The following is a 19280-nucleotide window of genomic DNA, read 5'->3' on the forward strand; positions in this document are numbered from 1 at the left end:
CTCTAAATAAAAAAATTCCAAATCCCAATTGACATTTGGAATTTGGAATTTAAAATATTGGAATTTAATTTTTAATTATTTTGTTCTGCAATTACAGATTTATTCAGTTTGATTACTCTGATTTTTTTATTGGTATTATCAGACAAGAAAATGCGGTCGTCTAGCTGAGCTGTTGCAACAATGGTTCCGAAAGCATTTTTTCCTAAAATATCAGAAGCGCTTAAGGCTGCTTTGTAATTCATTTTAACGAAATCTGCTTTTGGATATAGTTTTAAATAAGATGCACTTCCCACATTTTCTGAAGTTACAGCCCAATCTTTACTGAAAAAAACCGCAATTGGCTTGATATCTACAAATTGTACTTTTTGTGGTTCAATAGGAGTTGTTAACGAAGCCGTGGCATTGGCTTTAATATTGGCAATACTGTAATATAAATAGCTTTTTGCGTCTCTTCCTGCTACAACCAGATTTCCATCAGAAACATCCATAGAATATACTTCTGTGTATCCGTTTAAGGTATTCAGTTTGGCAATAGGCTGTAAATTCCAATCGCTTGTTTCGGTAATTTGAGAAGCTTCAAAAACCTTAATGCTCTTTTCTTTTTCTTTTACGAATATCAATCCGTCTTTTGCCACAACGCCAAAAACGTGTACAAAAGTCTGCCACCATTGTCCATTTCCAACCGTGCTGATTCCGGCAGTAGTAGCTTCATCAAAAACAAACAATCTCGATTCTGTACTTCCAACATAAATACGGCCGTTATCAACGCTAACCGATGTTAAACTCGTCAGCGCAATGGTTGTGGTTCCTTTTTTATATTCTTTTATGGTTTTAATGTGTTGCAATGTTAGAGCATTAAATATCTCCAACACATTTCCGTTGATCACATACAATTTCTCATTCGCAATAGCGATGCCTTTTGGGTCAAATGCTTCTGTACTTCCTGGAATATTTTCGTTCGTAATTACAGCTTCATCCGTCGGATAATAATACGTGTAATCTTTAGAGGCAACATCGTCTTTACTGCAATTGGTAAACAAACAAAGTGCTAAAATTAGGGGCAGGATATGTTTCATGTGTGAGGTATATTTTAGTTCCATTTTCCTTCGCCTTTATATTTCAGCAAAAATGGGTTTTTAGGATCGATTTTAAATACTGGTTTTTTATAACTTCCTTTTACGTAAGCTGTTTTTGAATACGTTTTTAAAACCTCTGGATCTGTAAACGGAAGATCATTCAGATGAATTAAGTATTTATAAAAATGAGTCAGCATTTCTTGCTGGCCTCCGCCCTCTCCGCTATTTGCAAGATTGCTACTATGGCTAAAGCCAATATGATGCGAATATTCGTGAGACCAAACCGACATTTCTCCAACCCAATGTCCAGTTACATAACCCGATTCCCATTGCGATGCCAGATTTCCTCCGCCCCAAGCAGAATCTCCTCCTACCATAGCCATCCAAACGGGTCTTTTATCCAAGTAATTCCAATATATTTTTTCGATTTCTTCTTTCGAATAATAATCGTAAACGCCATCAACATCGTCAGCATTCCCGTGCCAGTTTAAGGCACCGTTTATTGCCGTTCCAGCTGTTGTCGCTTGCTCTTGTTTGTATTTGTCAAAATTGGTAAAAGTGCTGTAATACAAAGGATGGCTCAGCGCATAAGAATAATTGATAATCATCGTAATAGCTTCTTTTGCCAATGCCGGATTCATTGGAAGAAATTTACCCAATTCGTTAATGTGGTAACCGTCATGAAACTGAACTAAATGGTTCGATTTTATTTTTTTGAATTTCTGAAATAAAGGATCTTCCGATTCTACAGAAAACTCAATTGCTCCAGACGAAAAACCTTCAATTTTATCAATAGTTACGGTATTTCCTGTTTCTAACAAATAATCGTTTGTCTTGTCTGTCAAAGGAATTTTATGAAACGAACGATGAAATGCGGGAACTTTTGAAAAGCTAAAAAGCAAAAACTTCTTGTCGTAATTAGGCAGTTTTGCATACACTTTTACATCTGTCAATCCAACTGGAGAATACAGGGAAACTTGTACAGAATCTTTTCCTTTTTGAATAACCTGAAAGGGTTCGTTTACTCTAAACCAGCGGTCTGTTTTATCATACATTTTTGAAGGACTTTCGTCATCTTCAAATAGGATCATCGGTTTATTATCTGCGGGTAAAGCTGAAGCGTCAATGCTTGGTAGGTAATTTGGCTTGTAGTTTTCGCCATCATCACTACAGCCAAAAATAATACTTGCTAATAGGGCAAGTACAAAAAAGTGAGTGTTTTTTCTCATCAGTAAGTAAGTAGGTTTGGGGTTAAATATTCCTGCAAAACTATAAATATGCTTGGTATAAACAAGCTTCTTGCAAGAAAAATACGAATATAAAATATACTAACCGTAAGTTTATACCAATACCTACTATACTTAAAAGTTATATTTTAGAATTCTATCGGCTCAAGTCCAAAGTTTTGATTGCAGATAAATCAGAATTGAACTGGACAAAACTCGAAGGAAATCCTAACTTGATTTTTCCTACTTTATCCTGCAGACCAATTGCTGCAGCGACTCTTGTGGTTGCCATTTTTATAGCTTCGTCCGCCGAAACATTTAGATTGTTATAGGCATTTTGCACGGCTTCTGTCATCGAGATTGAGGCTCCTGCCAAATTTCCATCTTCATTTCTATAGAAACCATCTACCAAATGGGCATCAAAATTATCCCACTTAAAGTTGGCTACTTTTCGACCTAAAAATGTTGCGTCACTAATTAAGAAAAACTTATCCTGTTTCAATTTATATGCAATTTTAGCGGCTGCGTAATCGCAATGAACTCCGTCTAAAATAACTGGTGCATATACTTCTTCATTTTCAAAAACGGCTCCAACCAAACCAGGCTCACGATGTCCGAATTGTGTCATGGCGTTGAATAAATGCGTTACTAGGTTTATTCCTTTAGAAAAATAAACTTGCGCTTCTTTATGTGTTATGGTCGAATGTCCGATAGAGATTGTTATACCTCTTTCGATCAGCATATTTAACTGCTCTTCTGTAAAACATTCTGGAGCAATTGTAATGACTTTTATAACATCTTTTCCTTTACTGATAATTTCTTGAAGTTCTTCATTCGTTGGCTTTCGAACCTGATCTATACTGTGCGCGCCACGTCTTTGTGGATTCAAAAATGGGCCTTCTAAATGCATTCCGATTACGCCGTTTTTATGTTTTTTCATGTAATCGCGAACAGCTTCGATTCCTTGTAAAATGGTTTCTCGCGAAGAAGAAATTAAACAGGGTAAAACATGTGTCGTACCGTATTTCATGCTGGCATCATAAATATCCTGAATGGTTTCTTCGTTTGGAGTCTGGCTGAAATAATACTTTTCTCCGCCGTTTATTTGAATATCTATAAATCCTGCGGCAAGGTGATTTCCGTTCAAATCGATTGTTTCAATATCGTTTGGAATTTCTTTTTGTACCGAAATAATAGTTCCGTTTTCTACAATTACAACTCCATTTTCTATTATTTCGTCACCTGTATGCACCACAGCATTGACAATTGCCTGTTTCATGTTTTTGATTAATTTCTTTTTTCCAAATTTAAAGAAGAAGTTTTGATTAACAGAAATAAAAAATTTCATAAAACAAATAAGTCGTCATTTTTTTTAACAATTAAGATTGCTAGCGCGAGTCTCGCTCGTGAACATAAAGTATTTCTTATATTTACTCAAAAAATATCATGAAATTAAAACAGCAAAATAAAAACCAGAATTAATTTTGAGGATATTCAATGGGGAGACTGGGATTATGATGGATGTCACAAAGTACTCTTTAACAATAAATTGTTTTCAGGATATGTTGTCTATGACAGGCATGAGAATGGTAGTATCATGAATGAAGTTGAGTATAAAAATGGAAGTCATCTCGGCTGGGAAAATGAATATAACGTAGACGGACAACTTACATATTCTTGCTTAACAGTTGGAGAAACATCTCTTGAAGTATTTGAATACGATAATGATGGAAATCTAATTGATCACTGGAAAACCGTTGGGGACGTTTATTTTCAGGAAATGACTCTAAAATTTAATTTAGATTAGGTTTTAAAATGTTACCTCGCTAGCGTGTGCACAACAGCATTTACGATTGTTTGTTACATTTCTAGTTTTTTTCAAGTTTATTTTTTTCAAATAAAAAAGCTCTAGATTTCTCCAAAGCTTTTTTGAATTTAAATTCTGAAAATTAATATAATGAGCTATTATATACGTTTCCCACGGTTGAAACCGTGGGCTATGTTGAATTAGATTATCAAGATTTTTAATCTGGATTGGCCAATATTTTATACAATTCGGCATTCGAAAGATAAAATTGGTTTTCTAAACTTATTTGCGAAAGCTTTGCACTTACTAAATTATTTTCTCTCGAATTGATTAAGAAAATCGAACTTTCGCCAAAAGAGAATAATTTTTCTTCTGAGTTCAGCATCGTCATATAATCGTTTACCAGATTATCGATTACGATTTTTTGTTTTCTTAAAGAAGCAATTTCGGTTTGCTGTGCTTTGATTTTATTTTTAAGCTCCAATCGCTGCTGTCCAATATCATATTGCATATCCTGAATTTTCAGTTTTGCCATTTTTAAGCTTCCACGTTCTTTTCTCAAGAAAATCGGAAAACTGAAATCGATATTAAACTTATAATCATCGGTGTTGAAATTATTCCAATAATTCGGTTCTGAAATATAATTGTAACCTACATTTATCTTAGGAAGCAATGAATTGGCTTTCAGCTGTCGATTGACTTCCAAGATATCCATTTTAGTTTCTAAAGACTGAATTTTTGGGTGCGAATCTAACGACTCCACATCGACCATCATAGCATCTGTTCTCAGGGTTTCTTCGATTGTCTGTATTAAATTTTGCTCTGGTTTTACTACGTCTCCCAATTCAACCGGAACATTTTCAATCCATAAAAAATTAGCCAATTTCAATTTCGCTTTAGCCAATTTTAAATTTCCGTTTTCAACATTCAGCTCTCTGTTTCGCACTGTAATTTTAGCTTCAACACTGTCAATTGCTGGTGCATCTCCAGCCGAAATTAATTTCTTAACTCCTTGAAAACGAGTACTAGCAAAACCTAAATAGTTTTTGTACAATTCGGCTTCGTTATAACTTTTTCTCCATTCAAAATACGCTTCACTAGCCTGATATAAAACTTCGATTGCTCTTAGTTTTCGCTGTGCATCGCTTAGTTTTACTTGAAGTTTACCTTCTCTAACATCGGCCATTCTTTGGTTAATAAACATTCCCTGCCCCAAAGCAACGTTAATTCCAAGCGAAGTTAAACCCGCTTCTGGAGTTTTATTTTGCGGGTTGTAATATTCTCCGCTGGTATCGTCAAAACCTGCTTTGATCTCCACTCCATACCAAGTCGGAATTTTGAAACTGCTGTTTAATAACGAATAATATTCTGTGCCTTTAAATTCTTTCTTATTGTAATCTACTTCCAGTTTTGGATCAAATCCGCCTCGCGCCGTCATCAATTTTGCCTGCGCATTCGACACTTCAAGATTGGCTTGTTTTACCAATGGGTGGTATTTTTTTACATAACCCAAGAACTCGATATAAGTAAGTTCCTCTTGATTAAAGTTCTGACTTTGCAGTGTAGAAAAACAAAATACCAGTAAGAAAGAAAACAGTTTTACAAGATTTCTCATTTTACTTTTTCTCCTTTCCTTTTTCTTCTTTTTCTCCTGAATTGTAATAGTTTGGCGGGAAACCATTCAAGTTTCGCCAAATCTCGTACCATACCGAAACTGTTTCTAGCAAAGCAATACTTTGTGCTCCGGCACCGATGCTTAACTCTTTCGGCCAGTGGCGGTCTACTCCATCTGGAGCTACTAATATTCTGTATTTTCCGTTCGGGCTTATAAAGTTTTCAATAGCAACGACTTTTCCTCCGTAAGTTCCATAAGATAATCCAGGCCATCCAGAAAATACGATTCTCGGCCATCCGTCAAACCAGACACGAACTTTTGCACCGCGGTGAACCAACGGCAAATCGATTGGATCTACGTACGTTTCTACCGCAATATCATATTTAGAAGGCATAATACTTACCACAGAAGTTCCTTCTTTGATCGTTTCTCCAAGACCCGCCAATAAAGCACGGTTTACATAACCGCTTTGAGGTGCTGTAATGTAGTACAAACCATTTCTAAGTCTATAATTGGTGTATTGGTTTTCTAGCTTATTTACCTGAGCTTCTGTATCGTACTGCGTGCTTAAAGCGGTAAATTTGTCGCTTCTCGATTTTGATATCTTTTCAGCATATTCTGCCGTAATTCTATTGATTTCTACTTTCGCATTAATCAATTCGTTTTTGCTGCTTAGCAATTTATTTTCTTGCGTAATTACATAAGCTTCAGATTCTTGCAATTTTAATCTTTTTTGCTCGACATCTGTCAAAGGTTTTAAACCTTCTTTGTTTAAAGCAGTCGAACGATCAAATTGCGTTTTTGCAATTCGAAGCTGTGTTTTAACCGCCACAAGATCCATACTGTCACTTTTTATTTTTAGCAATGACTGGCGAATTTTGTTCTGCGCTTGCTGTAATTTCAATTGTCTTTCTGTGTTTAGCGACTGTGCTTGCACATCAAGAGAGTTTACTTTATCGCCATACGATTCTACTGCCATTTTTTTAGCATCTACCTGCTGTTTGGTATTACCAACCAGATTCGGATCCAAGTAATCTTCTTTGATCTCCGAAATAAAAAGTATCGTATCTCCTTTTTTTACATAATCTCCTTCTTTTACAAACCATTTTTCAATACGTCCCGCAATAGCGTTGTGAACCGTTTGCGGTCTTTGATCTGGTTTTAAAGTTGTTACAGAACCGCTTCCTGAAATATTCTGCGTCCAAGGCAAGAAAAGGCAGCAAACTAGAAAAATCAAAAATCCGATAATGACTTTGTTCAAAATTCTGTAATGCGGTCTGCGGGCAACGCTTGTAATCGATTTGTATTTGCCCGGCGTTATAAGTACGTTATTATCTTTAGATATGTTGAGCATGATTAAAGCTTTATGTCGTTAATAATTTTTCCGTCATCAATCGTAATCATACGAGTGCATTTGCTTTTCCAAACATCATTTTTAGAAGTTACAATAACAGTCCAGTCATTTTCTTCAGAAAGTAAAAAGTCAACTATTTTACTCGAAGTAATGTCGTCCATTTTATCTACTGGATCTTCTAAGAATAAGATATTCGGTCTACCCACAATACTTCTGGCCAAAAGAATTTTTTGAACATCAGAAGCAGAAAGTTCACGACCTCCGGGATGAATTTGATTCTCCAGCCCGTTTTCGAAAGTTTTAATGTACGGTGTAAGACCAACATTGTCTAAAGCCCATTTTAAATCATCGCTATTTAGTTTTTCGTTTCCAAAAACAATATTTTCGCGAATCGTTCCTGCAAAAAGCGTGTCGCCCTGCAAGTACGTTCCTGCCTGCGCTCTATAAGTATCTTCGTTAAGACGATTCATATAATTGTCTGTCACATACATAGCTCCGCTTTCTGGTTCTAAAACGCCCGAAAGCAATCGCAGTAAAGTACTTTTTCCTGCACCGTTTGTTCCGGTAAGAATAATTTTTTCTCCTTGAGAGATTTTTAGATTAATATTCTTAAGCGATTTTTTATTGTGTTGCGGATAATTGTAATTAATGCTTTCGGTTTCGATATTGATTCCTTTTTCTGTTTTGTCTGAAGTTTGCGGAATGCACGAAATCTCCATATCTGTCACCTGTCCGATTTTTTCAACAGAAGTCAAAACGTCGTAAAAAGATTCCAATCCGAAAATGATTTTTTCTACCGAATTGATTAATAATACAATTACGATCTCAGCTGCTACGAACTGCCCTATGTTCATTTGGTGGTGAATTACCAGAAAACCACCGATCGATAATAAGGCAGCAGTAACAATTACCTTAAAAATAGTAAGCTGAATGTATTGTTTTTTCATTATCTGAAAGTGTTTTTCACGGTAATTGACGTAGTTGGTCACATAGCCGTCATTTCGTTCCAGAGCATATTCAAAAGCTCCTTTTCTGCGGAAACTTTCTCTGTTTCTGGCAATTTCCTGAAGCCAAGCTGCAACTTTATATTTAAATTTTGATTCGTTCAAACTGGTTTCCAGTCCGTCTTTATACGAAAATTTAAAAATGACATATAAGATCACAATAAAAAGAAGTCCGATTACCATAAAGAAAGAATGGTACAGAACTAATAAAATAATCCCCAGACCGACCTGAAGAAATGCTGTACAGAAATCTAACAACAATTTAGCTGTACCTTTCTGCACCATCAGCGTATCGAAAAAACGATTGGCTTTTTCTGGAGCATATTCAGAATACATTTCTTTAAATTTAATTAAAGGCATTCTGTAAGCAAATTCGAAAGAAGAACGAACGAAAATTCGCTGCTGCAGATTCTCTACAATACGCAGCTGTAAAATGTTAAGGACTCCTCCAAAACCAACTCCAATTGTTACCAGAATCACTAGAACTATCCACGAAACGCTCAACTGTCCGCTTTGAATAAAATTAATAATGGCTTGGATTCCCAAAGGCAGAGAAAGATTTACTAACCCTGCAAATGCAGCATAGAAGATAATTTGATATACATCGCGCTTATCGAGCTGCAATAAGTTATAAAAACGTTTAAATGGTGTCATGAAATGTAAGTATAAATACAAGATTATTACATAGAATAAATATACGGCAAAAACCGCACTTATAGATTAAGATTTTGATCCTAATCCTTAAAAAACAAGTATTTATGAATTCAGCCGAGGAGGCGGTATGTCTATTTTACCATGAAAACCAAAGGAAAAGATTGTATTATCAATATATTTTTTTCCCTCAGATTCAATTCGGAAACCCATATTAGGCATCAATGATTCTGATGAAATCAAATATTCCATTAAGGGAATTCCTTTTGCTAATTTGGCTGTTTTAGTATCTTTTGTTTTATAGTCATCCAGTTCTTCTGGAATTCCGTCACATTTGAAGATTTTTTTCAAGAAATTACACGTAATCCCTTTTACGGTGTAGGTTTCAGCGTTATCGGTTAAGATGCGGCTCACGCTGTTAGAAATGTTCAAACTGCTAATTAGAAAATAGCCGACAAGTAACGCCTGAAGGCATTTACATAAAAAGCTATTTTTAATTCTGTTCAACATTTTCTAAAATAATTATTTTATTCTACTGCTAAATTTTACTTCTTAGTGGGCAAAAAAACGATCTTTTTCATCTAAAAACCCAATGATTTAGCGGTGTTATTCTAATTTTTGTGAGCGCGCAAGTTAGACCCATATTTTTTGCCGTACATTAAAATAACATTAGAATTTCGCTTATTTAGAAACTTTAAAAATTAATTAACAAGTCATTCTTACAGAGCTATCGGAATTATGTAAAGACAGATCAGAATTCTATAATTCTTACAGCAATATCCGTTCTACTTTTGGGTATCGAAAATTTGACTTAGTTCTATAAAAAAATATATAATGTTACCCGTTACAGAAATTAGATTTAACCATTTAATACACAATCAAAAGATGATCTACGCAAAAAATGATTTGACCCGATTTTTAGATGCACAGAACAAACTTTATTTAACTGCTTTTTCTGAAATCAAAAAAGGTAAAAAAGAAACGCATTGGATGTGGTTTATTTTCCCGCAGATTAAAGGTTTAGGAAAAAGTACTCTTTCTGATTATTATGGTATAGCCGATTTGAAAGAAGCAACGGAATATTTGAAACACCCCATTTTGGCGAAACATTTAATCGAGATTTCAAAATTACTTTTGACGTACAAGAAAAAATCTGCTGAAGGCATTTTGGGCGAACTTGGAGCTAGAAAACTACACTCGTCTATGAGCCTTTTTGTTCAGGTAGAAAATGCAGATCCTGTATTTCAACAAGTTTTGGATACCTTTTTTTATGGACATTTAGATCCATTGACTTTAAATTTTGCAACCAACGAAATGTTCCTAGCGGAACAATAGATATCAAATAATCATTCCGTAGGAATGGTTGGTAAAAACAATAATAACCCCGCAGTCACGTTCCGTAGGAACGTTTGATAGACCCAATTTAAAAAATGATGTAAAAAATGAAACGTTCCTACAGAACGTTGAATAATTATTGCTACCGATGAAATGTTCCTAGCGGAACATATAAAAAAATCTGTGAAAATCATTTAATCTGTGGCCAAAAAACTACCGACGAAATGTTCCTAGCGGAACATTTAAGCATTTCGTAGGGATGTCTGTTGGTAAACTAGTGTTCTGCCAAGCACTGTACTTTCTTAATATTCTTAGGACAAAAAAGGGAATAGCTCAAAAGCTATTCCCTTTTTGATTAACAACATAATTATAAATAAAGTACAAATCCTGAACTTTAGCTTTTCTCAAATTTCGAAACTCCTTTTTTGAGCCAATTCAAATAATCTTCAATATTGGGATTATAGGCCGAAGTTTCGTTAAGCGCTTCTCCGTTATGATCAACTAAAACATAAAACGGCTGTGCGTTGGTTTTATAAGTAAGCGTTTGAAATTCGCTCCATTTCTGTCCAATATATTTCAATTTTTTTCCTGTTATCTGAGACGTAATTTGCTCATTCGGATGCAGTTCTCTTTTATCGTCTACATACAGCGAAATCAAAACCAAATCTCCTTTTAAGATTTTCTGCACCTTTTCGTCAGACCAAACGTTGTCTTCCATTTTACGGCAGTTTACGCACGCATGACCCGTAAAATCGATCATGACTGGTTTTCCGATTTTTTTGGCGTATTGCATTCCTAAATCGTAGTCGGTAAAGGCCATAATATTGTGCGGACCAAGTTCTGCGCCTTCTGGCAAGTTTTGCGTGATTTCTTTTGAAGAAGAATTATTGAGACCATTCGGAATTTCGCTGTAATGCATTGGCGGCGGAAAACCGCTAATCATTTTAAGAGGCGCGCCCCAAATTCCGGGAATCAGATAAATGGTAAAAGCCAGAACCAAAACGCCCAATCCTACTCTTCCAACGCTTAAATTAGAAATCGGACTATCATGCGGCAACTGGATTTTTCCAAAAAGATAAAAAGCCAATGTTCCAAAAATAGCAATCCAAATCGCTAAGAATGTTTCTCTTTCGAACCAATGCAATTGCAGCACCAAATCGGCATTAGACAGAAATTTAAAAGCCAAAGCCATTTCTAAAAATCCTAAACATACTTTAACCGAATTTAACCAACCACCCGATTTTGGCAGCGAATTTAGCCAGCCTGGAAAAGCGGCAAATAAAGTAAACGGCAAAGCCAAAGCCAAAGAAAAACCAAACATTCCGACAAACGGTGCAATTCCGCCTCGAGATGCTGCTTCTACTAATAAAGTCCCAACAATTGGTCCCGTACAAGAGAACGAAACAATTGCCAAAGCCAACGCCATAAACAATATTCCGACGATTCCCCCTTTGTCTGCCTGAGAATCGACTTTGTTGGCCCACGCATTTGGAAGCATAATTTCGAATGCTCCTAAAAATGAAAAAGCAAAAATCATTAAAAGGATAAAAAAGATCAGATTGAACCAAACGTTTGTCGAAAGCGCATTGAGAGAATCTGCTCCAAAAGCCCAAGTTACAACCGCTCCCAAAAAGATATAAATGGCAATAATCGCGATTCCGTAAAAAATTGCTTTTCTAATTCCCTGCGATTTTGTTTTGCTTTGTTTGGTAAAAAAACTCACCGTCATTGGGATCATCGGAAAAACGCAAGGCGTGAGCAAAGCTGCAAATCCAGAGAAAAATGACAATAAAAAAATCGTCCACAGACTTTTGGATTCGGTTTCAGATTTTGCTTTTTTGAATTCTTTTTTTGGCATTTTTAACGCTTCTGCAGGAACAATTTTCGCTGTCTGCACTTTTGTTTCGGCAACAACAGAATCAATTATTTCTGTTTTATTTTCTTCTTTTACAGCAACTTCAATTAAAGTTTTCGCTTTCGCGGAAGGGCTAATTGCAAACTCCAATTCGTCTGAACTTGGCGGAAGGCAATTTTCATCATTACAAACCATAAATTCAACCTCAACCTTAATTTTGAACGGTTTTGATGAAAGTATTTTTATGCGCTGTCTAAAAGTGGTTTCTTTTTCAAAAAACTTAATCTGCATCTTGAAAACAGGATCGTTAATCGTTTTTCCTTTTTCTTCTTTTACAGCATCTGTCAACTGAAAATCGGCACTTTTGATAAAATTAAAATGAGTGGGTATCGGGCCACCGTCTGCCACTTCCTGACTGTATAAATGCCAGCCCGATTCTATAATGGCTTTTGCCTGCAATTCGTATTCAGTATCAGAAATTTTCTCGACACTGGTTTTCCATTTTATGGGATTATAGATCTGAGCCTTTACGAATATGGAAAACAGCAGGAAAAAGCCCAGTAAAAAAACATTTTTTTTCATGGGAAAATTTTTAAAAAAGAGGGTTGAATAGCAAAAAACAACCCTCTAAGTAATCCGCTATACAAACTAAATTGCTTACTAATTCAAAATTTTATTTGATAGGGAAACACAAATTAAACTCTAATAAAAAGAGGTCAGATTATTTTAGTGGTTTGAAAACTATTTCATAAGAATCTGCTTTGTTCAAAAATGAATTGGCAAATTCTTGAATGTCTTTCGCAGTAATGTTTTTTACAATATCCTCGTAATTTTTAGGATCATTCATGTCGTACTTATTCTCAAAATAATTCTGAAGCAAATTCAAGCTGTAAGTATTAAAGTTTTTACTGTCTTCTTTCGACTTTAAATAGTTGATTCTGGTTTTCTCGATATCTTCAGCACCAATTTCCCCTTTTTTGATTTTATCAATTTCCTGGTATACAATTGGCAGTAAGTGCTCTACTTTATCAGCATCACAATCAAAAACAACATTCATTCTTATTTTCGAAATTGGAAATTTTTCTAAGCTTGCCGAAACATGCGTTCCATAGGTTCCACCTTCTTTTTCACGCAAACTTTCAGTATAACGTAAGGTTAATATATCAGCTAAATAAGAAGTCAGAATTCTGTTTTTTTGAGTAAAAGAATATTCTTTAGAGAATGCAATTCGCACAGAACTTTTAGGTGTTTCCATTTTAATAAAAACATCCTTGTCTATTTTAGGCGCAATCCATTTTGGATTATCATTTTTAAAATGTTCTTTACGTTTTATTCCTTCAATGCTTGCTATGTATTTTTCTAGCAATGGTTTCAAAATTTCTGGAGTTACATCACCAACAATAAAAAATTCAAAATTTGAAACATCTGAGAAACGATCCAGATAAAATGACTTCATTTTATCAAAAGACAAATCATCAATAAACTGCTGATTCATGATGCGAATTTTTGGATTGTTTTTTCCATAGATTGCAAAAGTTAGGCTGTCTTTCATTTTAGACGAAATATCATTTTGTCTATTTTTTAAAGAATTTTGCATTCTCTGTTTCAGCAAATTGTATTGATCGGCATCAAATCTTGGCTTTACAAATTTTAAATAAACGAGTTGCATGAATGTCTCGATATCTTTAGTATTCGTAGAACCAGATACCGACTCAGATAAGCTAGAAATATCTGCAGATACTCCAAGGATTTTCCCTTTTAGTACTTTTGACAGCTCTACATTAGAAAGTTCTCCAACGCCCGACATCGATGCAAATTCTGAAAGTGAATTTATTGATGGCAAATCTTTAGCTCCATACAGAGAAGATCCTCCCAAACTTTTTGCTTGCAGCAATACGTGCTTTTTATTTTTATCTGCAAATTTGTAATGCACTTTTACACCATTGCTAAGTACAAAAGTTGTGGCATCAATGGCTGTTTCTTTTTTCTCAGACACAATTTTTCCTGGAACAATTTTTAGATTTCCTAAAAGTGTTTTTCCTTCAAAAGTATCTACATAAGGCTGTAGAGAAGCATCACTTTCTGCTTTCTGAATAATAGCAAAAGCTTTTTCCTGAGTCAAATTTTCTTCGCCTTCAACTCCAGTAACAGCAACAACTCGGTTTTGAGAAGTATACAATTTACTGATTTGTTCTTGAAGAATTTTGCTGTCCAAATTGTTCAAAATGCTTTTTGTCATTTCAAATTCTGCTTTTGGATCAGCAATTACTTGATGATTCAAATAATCGCCTTTTACCATTCCGATTACTTGTTTGTGCGAAATCTCGTTTAGTTTATCTAAGTAGTTTTCGTATCCTGAAATAGTTTCTGTAACGGCGCGTTCAATTTCTCCTTTAGAAAAACCAAATTTATACGCTCGCACCCATTCGTTCATTACCATTGCAAAAGCTTCGGCCTGTTTTTCTGGTTTTGGCGAAACGCTTAAAATCCAGATATCATTTAATCGAGAATAGTTTTGGTAACCAATCTGAGCACTTTTAAATGGACATTCTTGTTTCTGCGCCATTTCTGCCAAACGATTATTCAGAATCGAAAACGCAATACTTCTTTGCGTCGATTTTTCTAATTCGGCGTACGTATTGGTTGATTTTTCAGCCGCATGGCGAATCATAAAACTAATTCCAGAAGCCGAAATTTCTTTGTCCAAAGCCAATTTAAAAGTTGGTTCTGCTCGATCTGGAATCGCAATTTCAAAACGTTTTTTCGGGTTTTGAGGCGTCGGAATATCAGCAAAAAGTTTCTTGATTTTCGCTTCAATTTCATCTGCATTAATGTCTCCAACAATAGCGATTGCCTGCAAATCTGGACGGTACCAATCTTTATAAAAATCTTTTAAAACCTGATATTTAAAGTTTTTTACAATATCCATATCACCAATCGGCATACGGTCTGCGTAAAGCGAATTATTGTAATAATAAGGTGCCAACTGATTGTAAATTCTCGCACGGGCATTTTGTCTCGTACGCCATTCTTCGGTAATTACACCGCGCTCGGCATCGATTTCTGCATCTGTAAGCGATAAGAAATTAGACCAATCGTGCAAAACCAATAAACAAGTATCTACTACTCCACCATCTTTTGACGGAATATTGTCTAAGTTGTAAACCGTTTCGTCTGTACTCGTATAGGCATTGATGTTTTTCCCGAAAACGGCTCCTTGTTTCTGAAGCGTATTCAAAATGCCTTTTCCTTCAAAATGTTTGGTTCCGTTAAACGCCATGTGTTCCAGAAAATGCGCCAAACCTTTCTGCTGATCGTTTTCTAAAATTGAACCTACATTTTGAATGATATAATAACTTGCCGTATTTTTATTGACTTCTGTCGGATAAATATAATACGTCATTCCGTTTGGCAGAACTCCTTTTTTTATTTTCTGATTGACCGCAATTGGATCACTCGATTTAAAGTTTTGCGCTTTCGCGGAAGAAAAAACTCCCGCGATAAACAGTAAAATGAATATTTTTTTGCTGCACCACATAAAATATATTTTTTTTAGCTTTTCAATAATTTGTCCAGCTGCACTCTCAATTCAGGATTTGAAGGTCGAAGTGCATCTGCATTGATAATATTTCCTTTTGTATCAAACAATAAAAATCTCGGAATCGCATTGACATCGTAGTTTTTAGCCACATCAGAGCCAAAATCTTTGTCTGCCATTAACTGAATTCCTTTTAATTCTTGTTTGGTTACAAAATCTTTCCATTTCTGAGCATCTTTTGCTTTATCTAACGAAAGACTCACAAAAACAATATTTTTTCCGTGATAATCTTCTTCAATTTTTTTCATGTGCGGAATTTCAGCCTTACATGGTCCGCACCAAGTTGCCCATAAATCGATGTATACAAATTTACCTTTGAAATCTGAAAAAGAAACCGGTTTGTCGTTAATATCTTTATAGGTAAAATCTAAACCTTTTTGTCCGACATTTTTGTGCAATACTTTTTCATATTCTAGTAAAAACGCTTTACTCGCCTCAGAAATCATAAAAGGTTTGATGCTTGGGGCAATTTTTTCGTATTCTTCTATTTTCATTCTAGAAGTTGCTACTGCATCACGAAGATAAACATCTTTTAACGCTGGATTTGTAATATGAATTAATGATTCAACAATATCCAAACGCTTTGCAGGCGCAGTGCTGTTCATACTAATGTAGAAAAAGTAATTTGACATTAAAGAAACGCCGTTTTGCAGTTTTAATAAGTCTGGATCTGTAAACTTTTGGTCTGTTTCCCAAGTTTTTATAACTGCTGGACGGTCATTTTTATCTGGAAATGCTGTTCTTGGCATTCTGAAAAAAGTATACGTCAATTCTTCAACATCTGTTGCAACAGCTAATTTTAATAATTTATTGAATGCAGCATCTTTGGTTTTAATTGATTTCGAAAATTCTTCGGCTTTTGCCACACCTTTGTCAATAAACGGATAAAACTCCACATAGGTTACATTTTCACCAAGTCTTGAAAACGGTGCAAATTCGTTGTAGATTTCATTTGCTTTTTGAACTATAGCATTTTGCCCTACATTCTTTCCACTCAAAACATAATTCTCTTTATTGATGGAAAGACTAATGTCTAATTTTGGTTCTAAATACAAACGAATTAATTGATTTCTACCTTTCATTTGACCATAATCTACGTAATAAAAACCAGCTGCTGAAACTGGCACCATAAAACCAAACTCCCCAGACGTATTGATTTTAGCCGTCGCAGCTACCGCTGGCTTTCCTTCTTCAACATTATAAAGCGTTACTTCTTTCGCTTTAAGATCGGGGATTGAAATTGTTCCTCTAATTACTGCATATTCAGAAAAATTGGCAGCAAAACTCATTTGAACCGTAATAAAGGTCAAAATGAAATGTAAAATGTGTTTTTTCATATTATTTTCTTGTTTTTTGATTGATAGCTTATATTGAAATTTGCATAGACTGATCGCCTTGCTCGATAATAAAATCTTTGCTTTCTTTTGTTGCCTTTAGCTTTTTAAGGCTTTCTGGATTTACTAAATCTTTGGCTTCAAAATCGTTAATCTGTACTACTTTGGCTCCGATTTTTACTTTCTTCAAATCTTCATTTTCATGATCTAAAATTCGTTTTACAAATAGATTTTGGTTTTCATCAAAATCCAGCTCTAAACCATTTAAGTAAAAAGAAGAAAGCTTTTTAAAATTTTTATTGGGTTCCAGATACACCGTTTTGTGCAAAAGATCGATTGTAAAATTGAAGCGTTTGATTAAATCGATTCCGAGTGAGCCGTCGGCAAAAGCCCAGCTTTTATTTTCTTCATCGTATTCCTGCAAAGCAATTGTAACGTTTGGAAAATTATTTCCGTTAATGGCAATATTCGGAATAGTACCGCCGACAATTTTGGTTTGTTTTCCTAAACTGTGATTGATAGAAGTATATTCTGTTTTTAAACTTGCTTCGAGATTATTTTTATGATTGAAAGGGCCGTAAGCAATCAAATCGTAGCCTGCGCCCGTATCAAAAGTAAAATTGCCTTCGACTGTTTTTTTATCTTCAAAAGTCAGATTCATTTTTACAACCGGAAGTCCCGATTTATAATCGAAAACAAAAGGTTTGGCTTTTCCCCAATAATTGAAATTCCCGAAATTGTACAAATCAATCGTCATCGTATCAAAATTGACCGAAGTGATAAAATTTCGAAGCAAATTGGCACCAAAAAGTCCGTCGTAAACACCATGTTTTGGAAAAATAACCAATGCTTGATTTTTAAGAACCTGATCGCCAATATAAATCGTATTGTCTGCCGAATACTGGACTTGCTGAGTACCGCCGACAACACCTGCAGATTTTGTTTTAGTAACGACAACACCCGCTTTGTAAGCACTGTCAGGATTTAAAGCCATTCCGTCGGCACCAGTATCAAACTGCATTAAAAATTCACGATCCGATTTGTTCAGTTTTATTTTAATGGCAATTCCATTTTCGATAATTTCAAACGGAATACTAGCAACTTCTTTTACTGCGGCATTTCGATCCACTTTATATAATCCATCAAAAAATGTTACGTACAAAATTTTATTTTCAGAATTGAAAACGAATTGAGTCGTTTTTTTTTCTTTTCCTTTAAAACAAAAATCGGCCAGAACAAAAGTTTCCTTTTTAATTTCGACAGATTTTCCAACTTGAATAGAATCCAGAACCGGAAAGGCGTTCATAATTCCGTTCAAATAAAATTCGTTTGACGAAGAATCTCCTACTCCGACTGTAAATTCTTGCGCTAAAAGATTTTTAATGCTGCTATAATTCTTTTGCTGAAAAGCTTGCTCAAATGTTTTTATACATTGGCGGACATTATTTTTCTGTCCGTAAAGGGAACAACAGAAAATCGTCAGTAACAAGACTGCTATTTTTTTCATTTGTAATTACTTTTGTAAAGTGTACGGATTGCTTGCTGCAGCTTTTTCTACACCAAAATCTTTTAGCAGAATGCCTTCATATTTTGTCCATTCTTCTGTAGTGTAAAGGGATTTCATTTCTTCTAAAAGCTTTTTAAAAGAAGCCATATCTTTCGTTTTTTCAAACTCTTTTCTTTTGCTTCTCAAAATATTAAAAACATGAGTATTTACACTTGAAGAACCGTAATCCTTATAAAGCTGCTGTGCATTTTTTAAATAAAAATCATCATACTGGCGCCCAATTCTTAATCCTGAAATTATTACAAAAGGAACTTCTGCCATTAATGAAGGCTGTGCTTTTAGGTAAGCATCAACGGTTTCAAAAGGAACATTTCTTTTGTTTGCCATATACGCCTGCACATAAAAATCAGGATAATCTTTTTCGTTAATTGTGGTGCTGTATTTTTTGAAATCTCCTTTTGCAGCCTGACTTTTTGCGTTTTGAAGCAAAGCCGTAAATTGCTCTACGTTTTGAAAACCGCCTGCAATATCAATTACTTTTCCATCAGCATTCATAAATAAAAAAGTTGGAAATCCAGTTACGCCATATTTCATGCATAATTTTTTTCCGATTTCTTCTTTCAAAATATCCGATTTGAAAGTGACAAAATCTGCGTTTAAAAGCGCGGTCACTTTCGGGTCTGGAAATACCTCTTTGTCCATTTGTGCGCACGGCATACAACCTGTAAAATACAAATCGACAAAAATTAATTTCTTCTCTGTAGCGGCTTGTTTTTTAGCGCTTTCCCAACCAGAATCTGGTGATTGTGTTTGTGCTTTTAAGGCAATAGAAGGACAGGCAAGCAGCAAAACTGCACTTGCGATTTTAAAAAAACGTTTCATAAAATGTGGTTTTTAGAAACCGAATGAAGAATGAGG

14 protein-coding genes are annotated in these 19280 nt (G+C 35.0%); 2 read left to right on the top strand and 12 right to left on the bottom strand.

The window, feature by feature from the left end; translation table 11 throughout:
• Nucleotides 1-71: 71 nt before the first annotated feature.
• The 3 genes from Q9Q97_RS07600 to nagA all read right to left on the bottom strand — a co-directional run bounded on the left by Q9Q97_RS07600 (nucleotide 72) and on the right by nagA (nucleotide 3581).
• The gene (locus tag Q9Q97_RS07600) at nucleotides 72-1100 is read right to left on the bottom strand and encodes a hypothetical protein (RefSeq protein ID WP_306155958.1); all 1029 of its coding nucleotides are present in this window, start codon (nucleotides 1098-1100) and stop codon (nucleotides 72-74) included.
• Complete coding sequence (locus Q9Q97_RS07605; RefSeq protein WP_306155959.1) at nucleotides 1091-2305, bottom strand: hypothetical protein; 1215 nt, start codon at nucleotides 2303-2305, stop codon at nucleotides 1091-1093. Before Q9Q97_RS07605 ends, Q9Q97_RS07600 begins: the two co-directional genes overlap by 10 nt.
• Before the next feature lie 154 nt (nucleotides 2306-2459).
• Entirely contained in the window at nucleotides 2460-3581 is a 1122-nt protein-coding gene (nagA, locus tag Q9Q97_RS07610; protein ID WP_306155960.1) for an N-acetylglucosamine-6-phosphate deacetylase, read from the bottom strand.
• Between the two features lie 318 nt (nucleotides 3582-3899).
• Here nagA and Q9Q97_RS07615 point away from each other — a divergent pair, with 318 nt between their 5' ends.
• Nucleotides 3900-4109, top strand: a complete 210-nt coding sequence (locus Q9Q97_RS07615; RefSeq protein WP_306155961.1) for a hypothetical protein — start codon at nucleotides 3900-3902, stop codon at nucleotides 4107-4109.
• Nucleotides 4110-4326: 217 nt separating this feature from the next.
• Here Q9Q97_RS07615 and Q9Q97_RS07620 read toward each other — a convergent pair whose 3' ends face one another.
• From Q9Q97_RS07620 to Q9Q97_RS07635, 4 genes are all read right to left on the bottom strand, one after another.
• Nucleotides 4327-5724, bottom strand: a complete 1398-nt coding sequence (locus tag Q9Q97_RS07620; protein WP_306155962.1) for a TolC family protein — start codon at nucleotides 5722-5724, stop codon at nucleotides 4327-4329.
• Nucleotide 5725: 1 nt separating this feature from the next.
• Nucleotides 5726-7078 (bottom strand): HlyD family secretion protein, encoded by a 1353-nt coding sequence (locus Q9Q97_RS07625; protein WP_306155963.1) that lies wholly within the window; start codon nucleotides 7076-7078, stop codon nucleotides 5726-5728.
• 2 nt (nucleotides 7079-7080) lie between these two features.
• Nucleotides 7081-8736 (bottom strand): peptidase domain-containing ABC transporter, encoded by a 1656-nt coding sequence (locus Q9Q97_RS07630; RefSeq protein ID WP_306155964.1) that lies wholly within the window; start codon nucleotides 8734-8736, stop codon nucleotides 7081-7083.
• A 102-nt stretch (nucleotides 8737-8838) separates the two neighbouring features.
• Nucleotides 8839-9243, bottom strand: coding sequence for a hypothetical protein (locus tag Q9Q97_RS07635; protein ID WP_306155965.1), 405 nt, complete (start codon nucleotides 9241-9243; stop codon nucleotides 8839-8841).
• A gap of 375 nt (nucleotides 9244-9618) precedes the next feature.
• Between Q9Q97_RS07635 and Q9Q97_RS07640 the strand changes: the two genes are divergently transcribed.
• Nucleotides 9619-10068: a DUF1810 domain-containing protein gene (locus Q9Q97_RS07640; RefSeq protein ID WP_306155966.1), complete on the top strand. Its 450-nt coding sequence runs from the start codon at nucleotides 9619-9621 to the stop codon at nucleotides 10066-10068.
• 394 nt (nucleotides 10069-10462) lie between these two features.
• Here Q9Q97_RS07640 and Q9Q97_RS07645 read toward each other — a convergent pair whose 3' ends face one another.
• The 5 genes from Q9Q97_RS07645 to Q9Q97_RS07665 all read right to left on the bottom strand — a co-directional run bounded on the left by Q9Q97_RS07645 (nucleotide 10463) and on the right by Q9Q97_RS07665 (nucleotide 19244).
• Entirely contained in the window at nucleotides 10463-12505 is a 2043-nt protein-coding gene (locus tag Q9Q97_RS07645) for a thioredoxin family protein (RefSeq protein WP_306155967.1), read from the bottom strand.
• Between the two features lie 139 nt (nucleotides 12506-12644).
• Nucleotides 12645-15461, bottom strand: a complete 2817-nt coding sequence (locus Q9Q97_RS07650) for a pitrilysin family protein (protein WP_306155968.1) — start codon at nucleotides 15459-15461, stop codon at nucleotides 12645-12647.
• A 14-nt stretch (nucleotides 15462-15475) separates the two neighbouring features.
• Nucleotides 15476-16858, bottom strand: coding sequence for a redoxin family protein (locus Q9Q97_RS07655; protein ID WP_306155969.1), 1383 nt, complete (start codon nucleotides 16856-16858; stop codon nucleotides 15476-15478).
• A gap of 28 nt (nucleotides 16859-16886) precedes the next feature.
• Nucleotides 16887-18362, bottom strand: a complete 1476-nt coding sequence (locus tag Q9Q97_RS07660) for a retropepsin-like aspartic protease (RefSeq protein ID WP_306155970.1) — start codon at nucleotides 18360-18362, stop codon at nucleotides 16887-16889.
• 6 nt (nucleotides 18363-18368) lie between these two features.
• Nucleotides 18369-19244 carry a thioredoxin family protein gene (locus tag Q9Q97_RS07665; RefSeq protein WP_306155971.1) on the bottom strand — a complete coding sequence of 292 codons (876 nt, stop codon included), beginning with the start codon at nucleotides 19242-19244 and terminating at the stop codon, nucleotides 18369-18371.
• Between the last annotated feature and the right edge of the window lie 36 nt (nucleotides 19245-19280).

Origin of the sequence: Flavobacterium sp. DG2-3 (genome assembly GCF_030730925.1) — a bacterium.
Taxonomy (GTDB): Bacteria; Bacteroidota; Bacteroidia; order Flavobacteriales; family Flavobacteriaceae; genus Flavobacterium.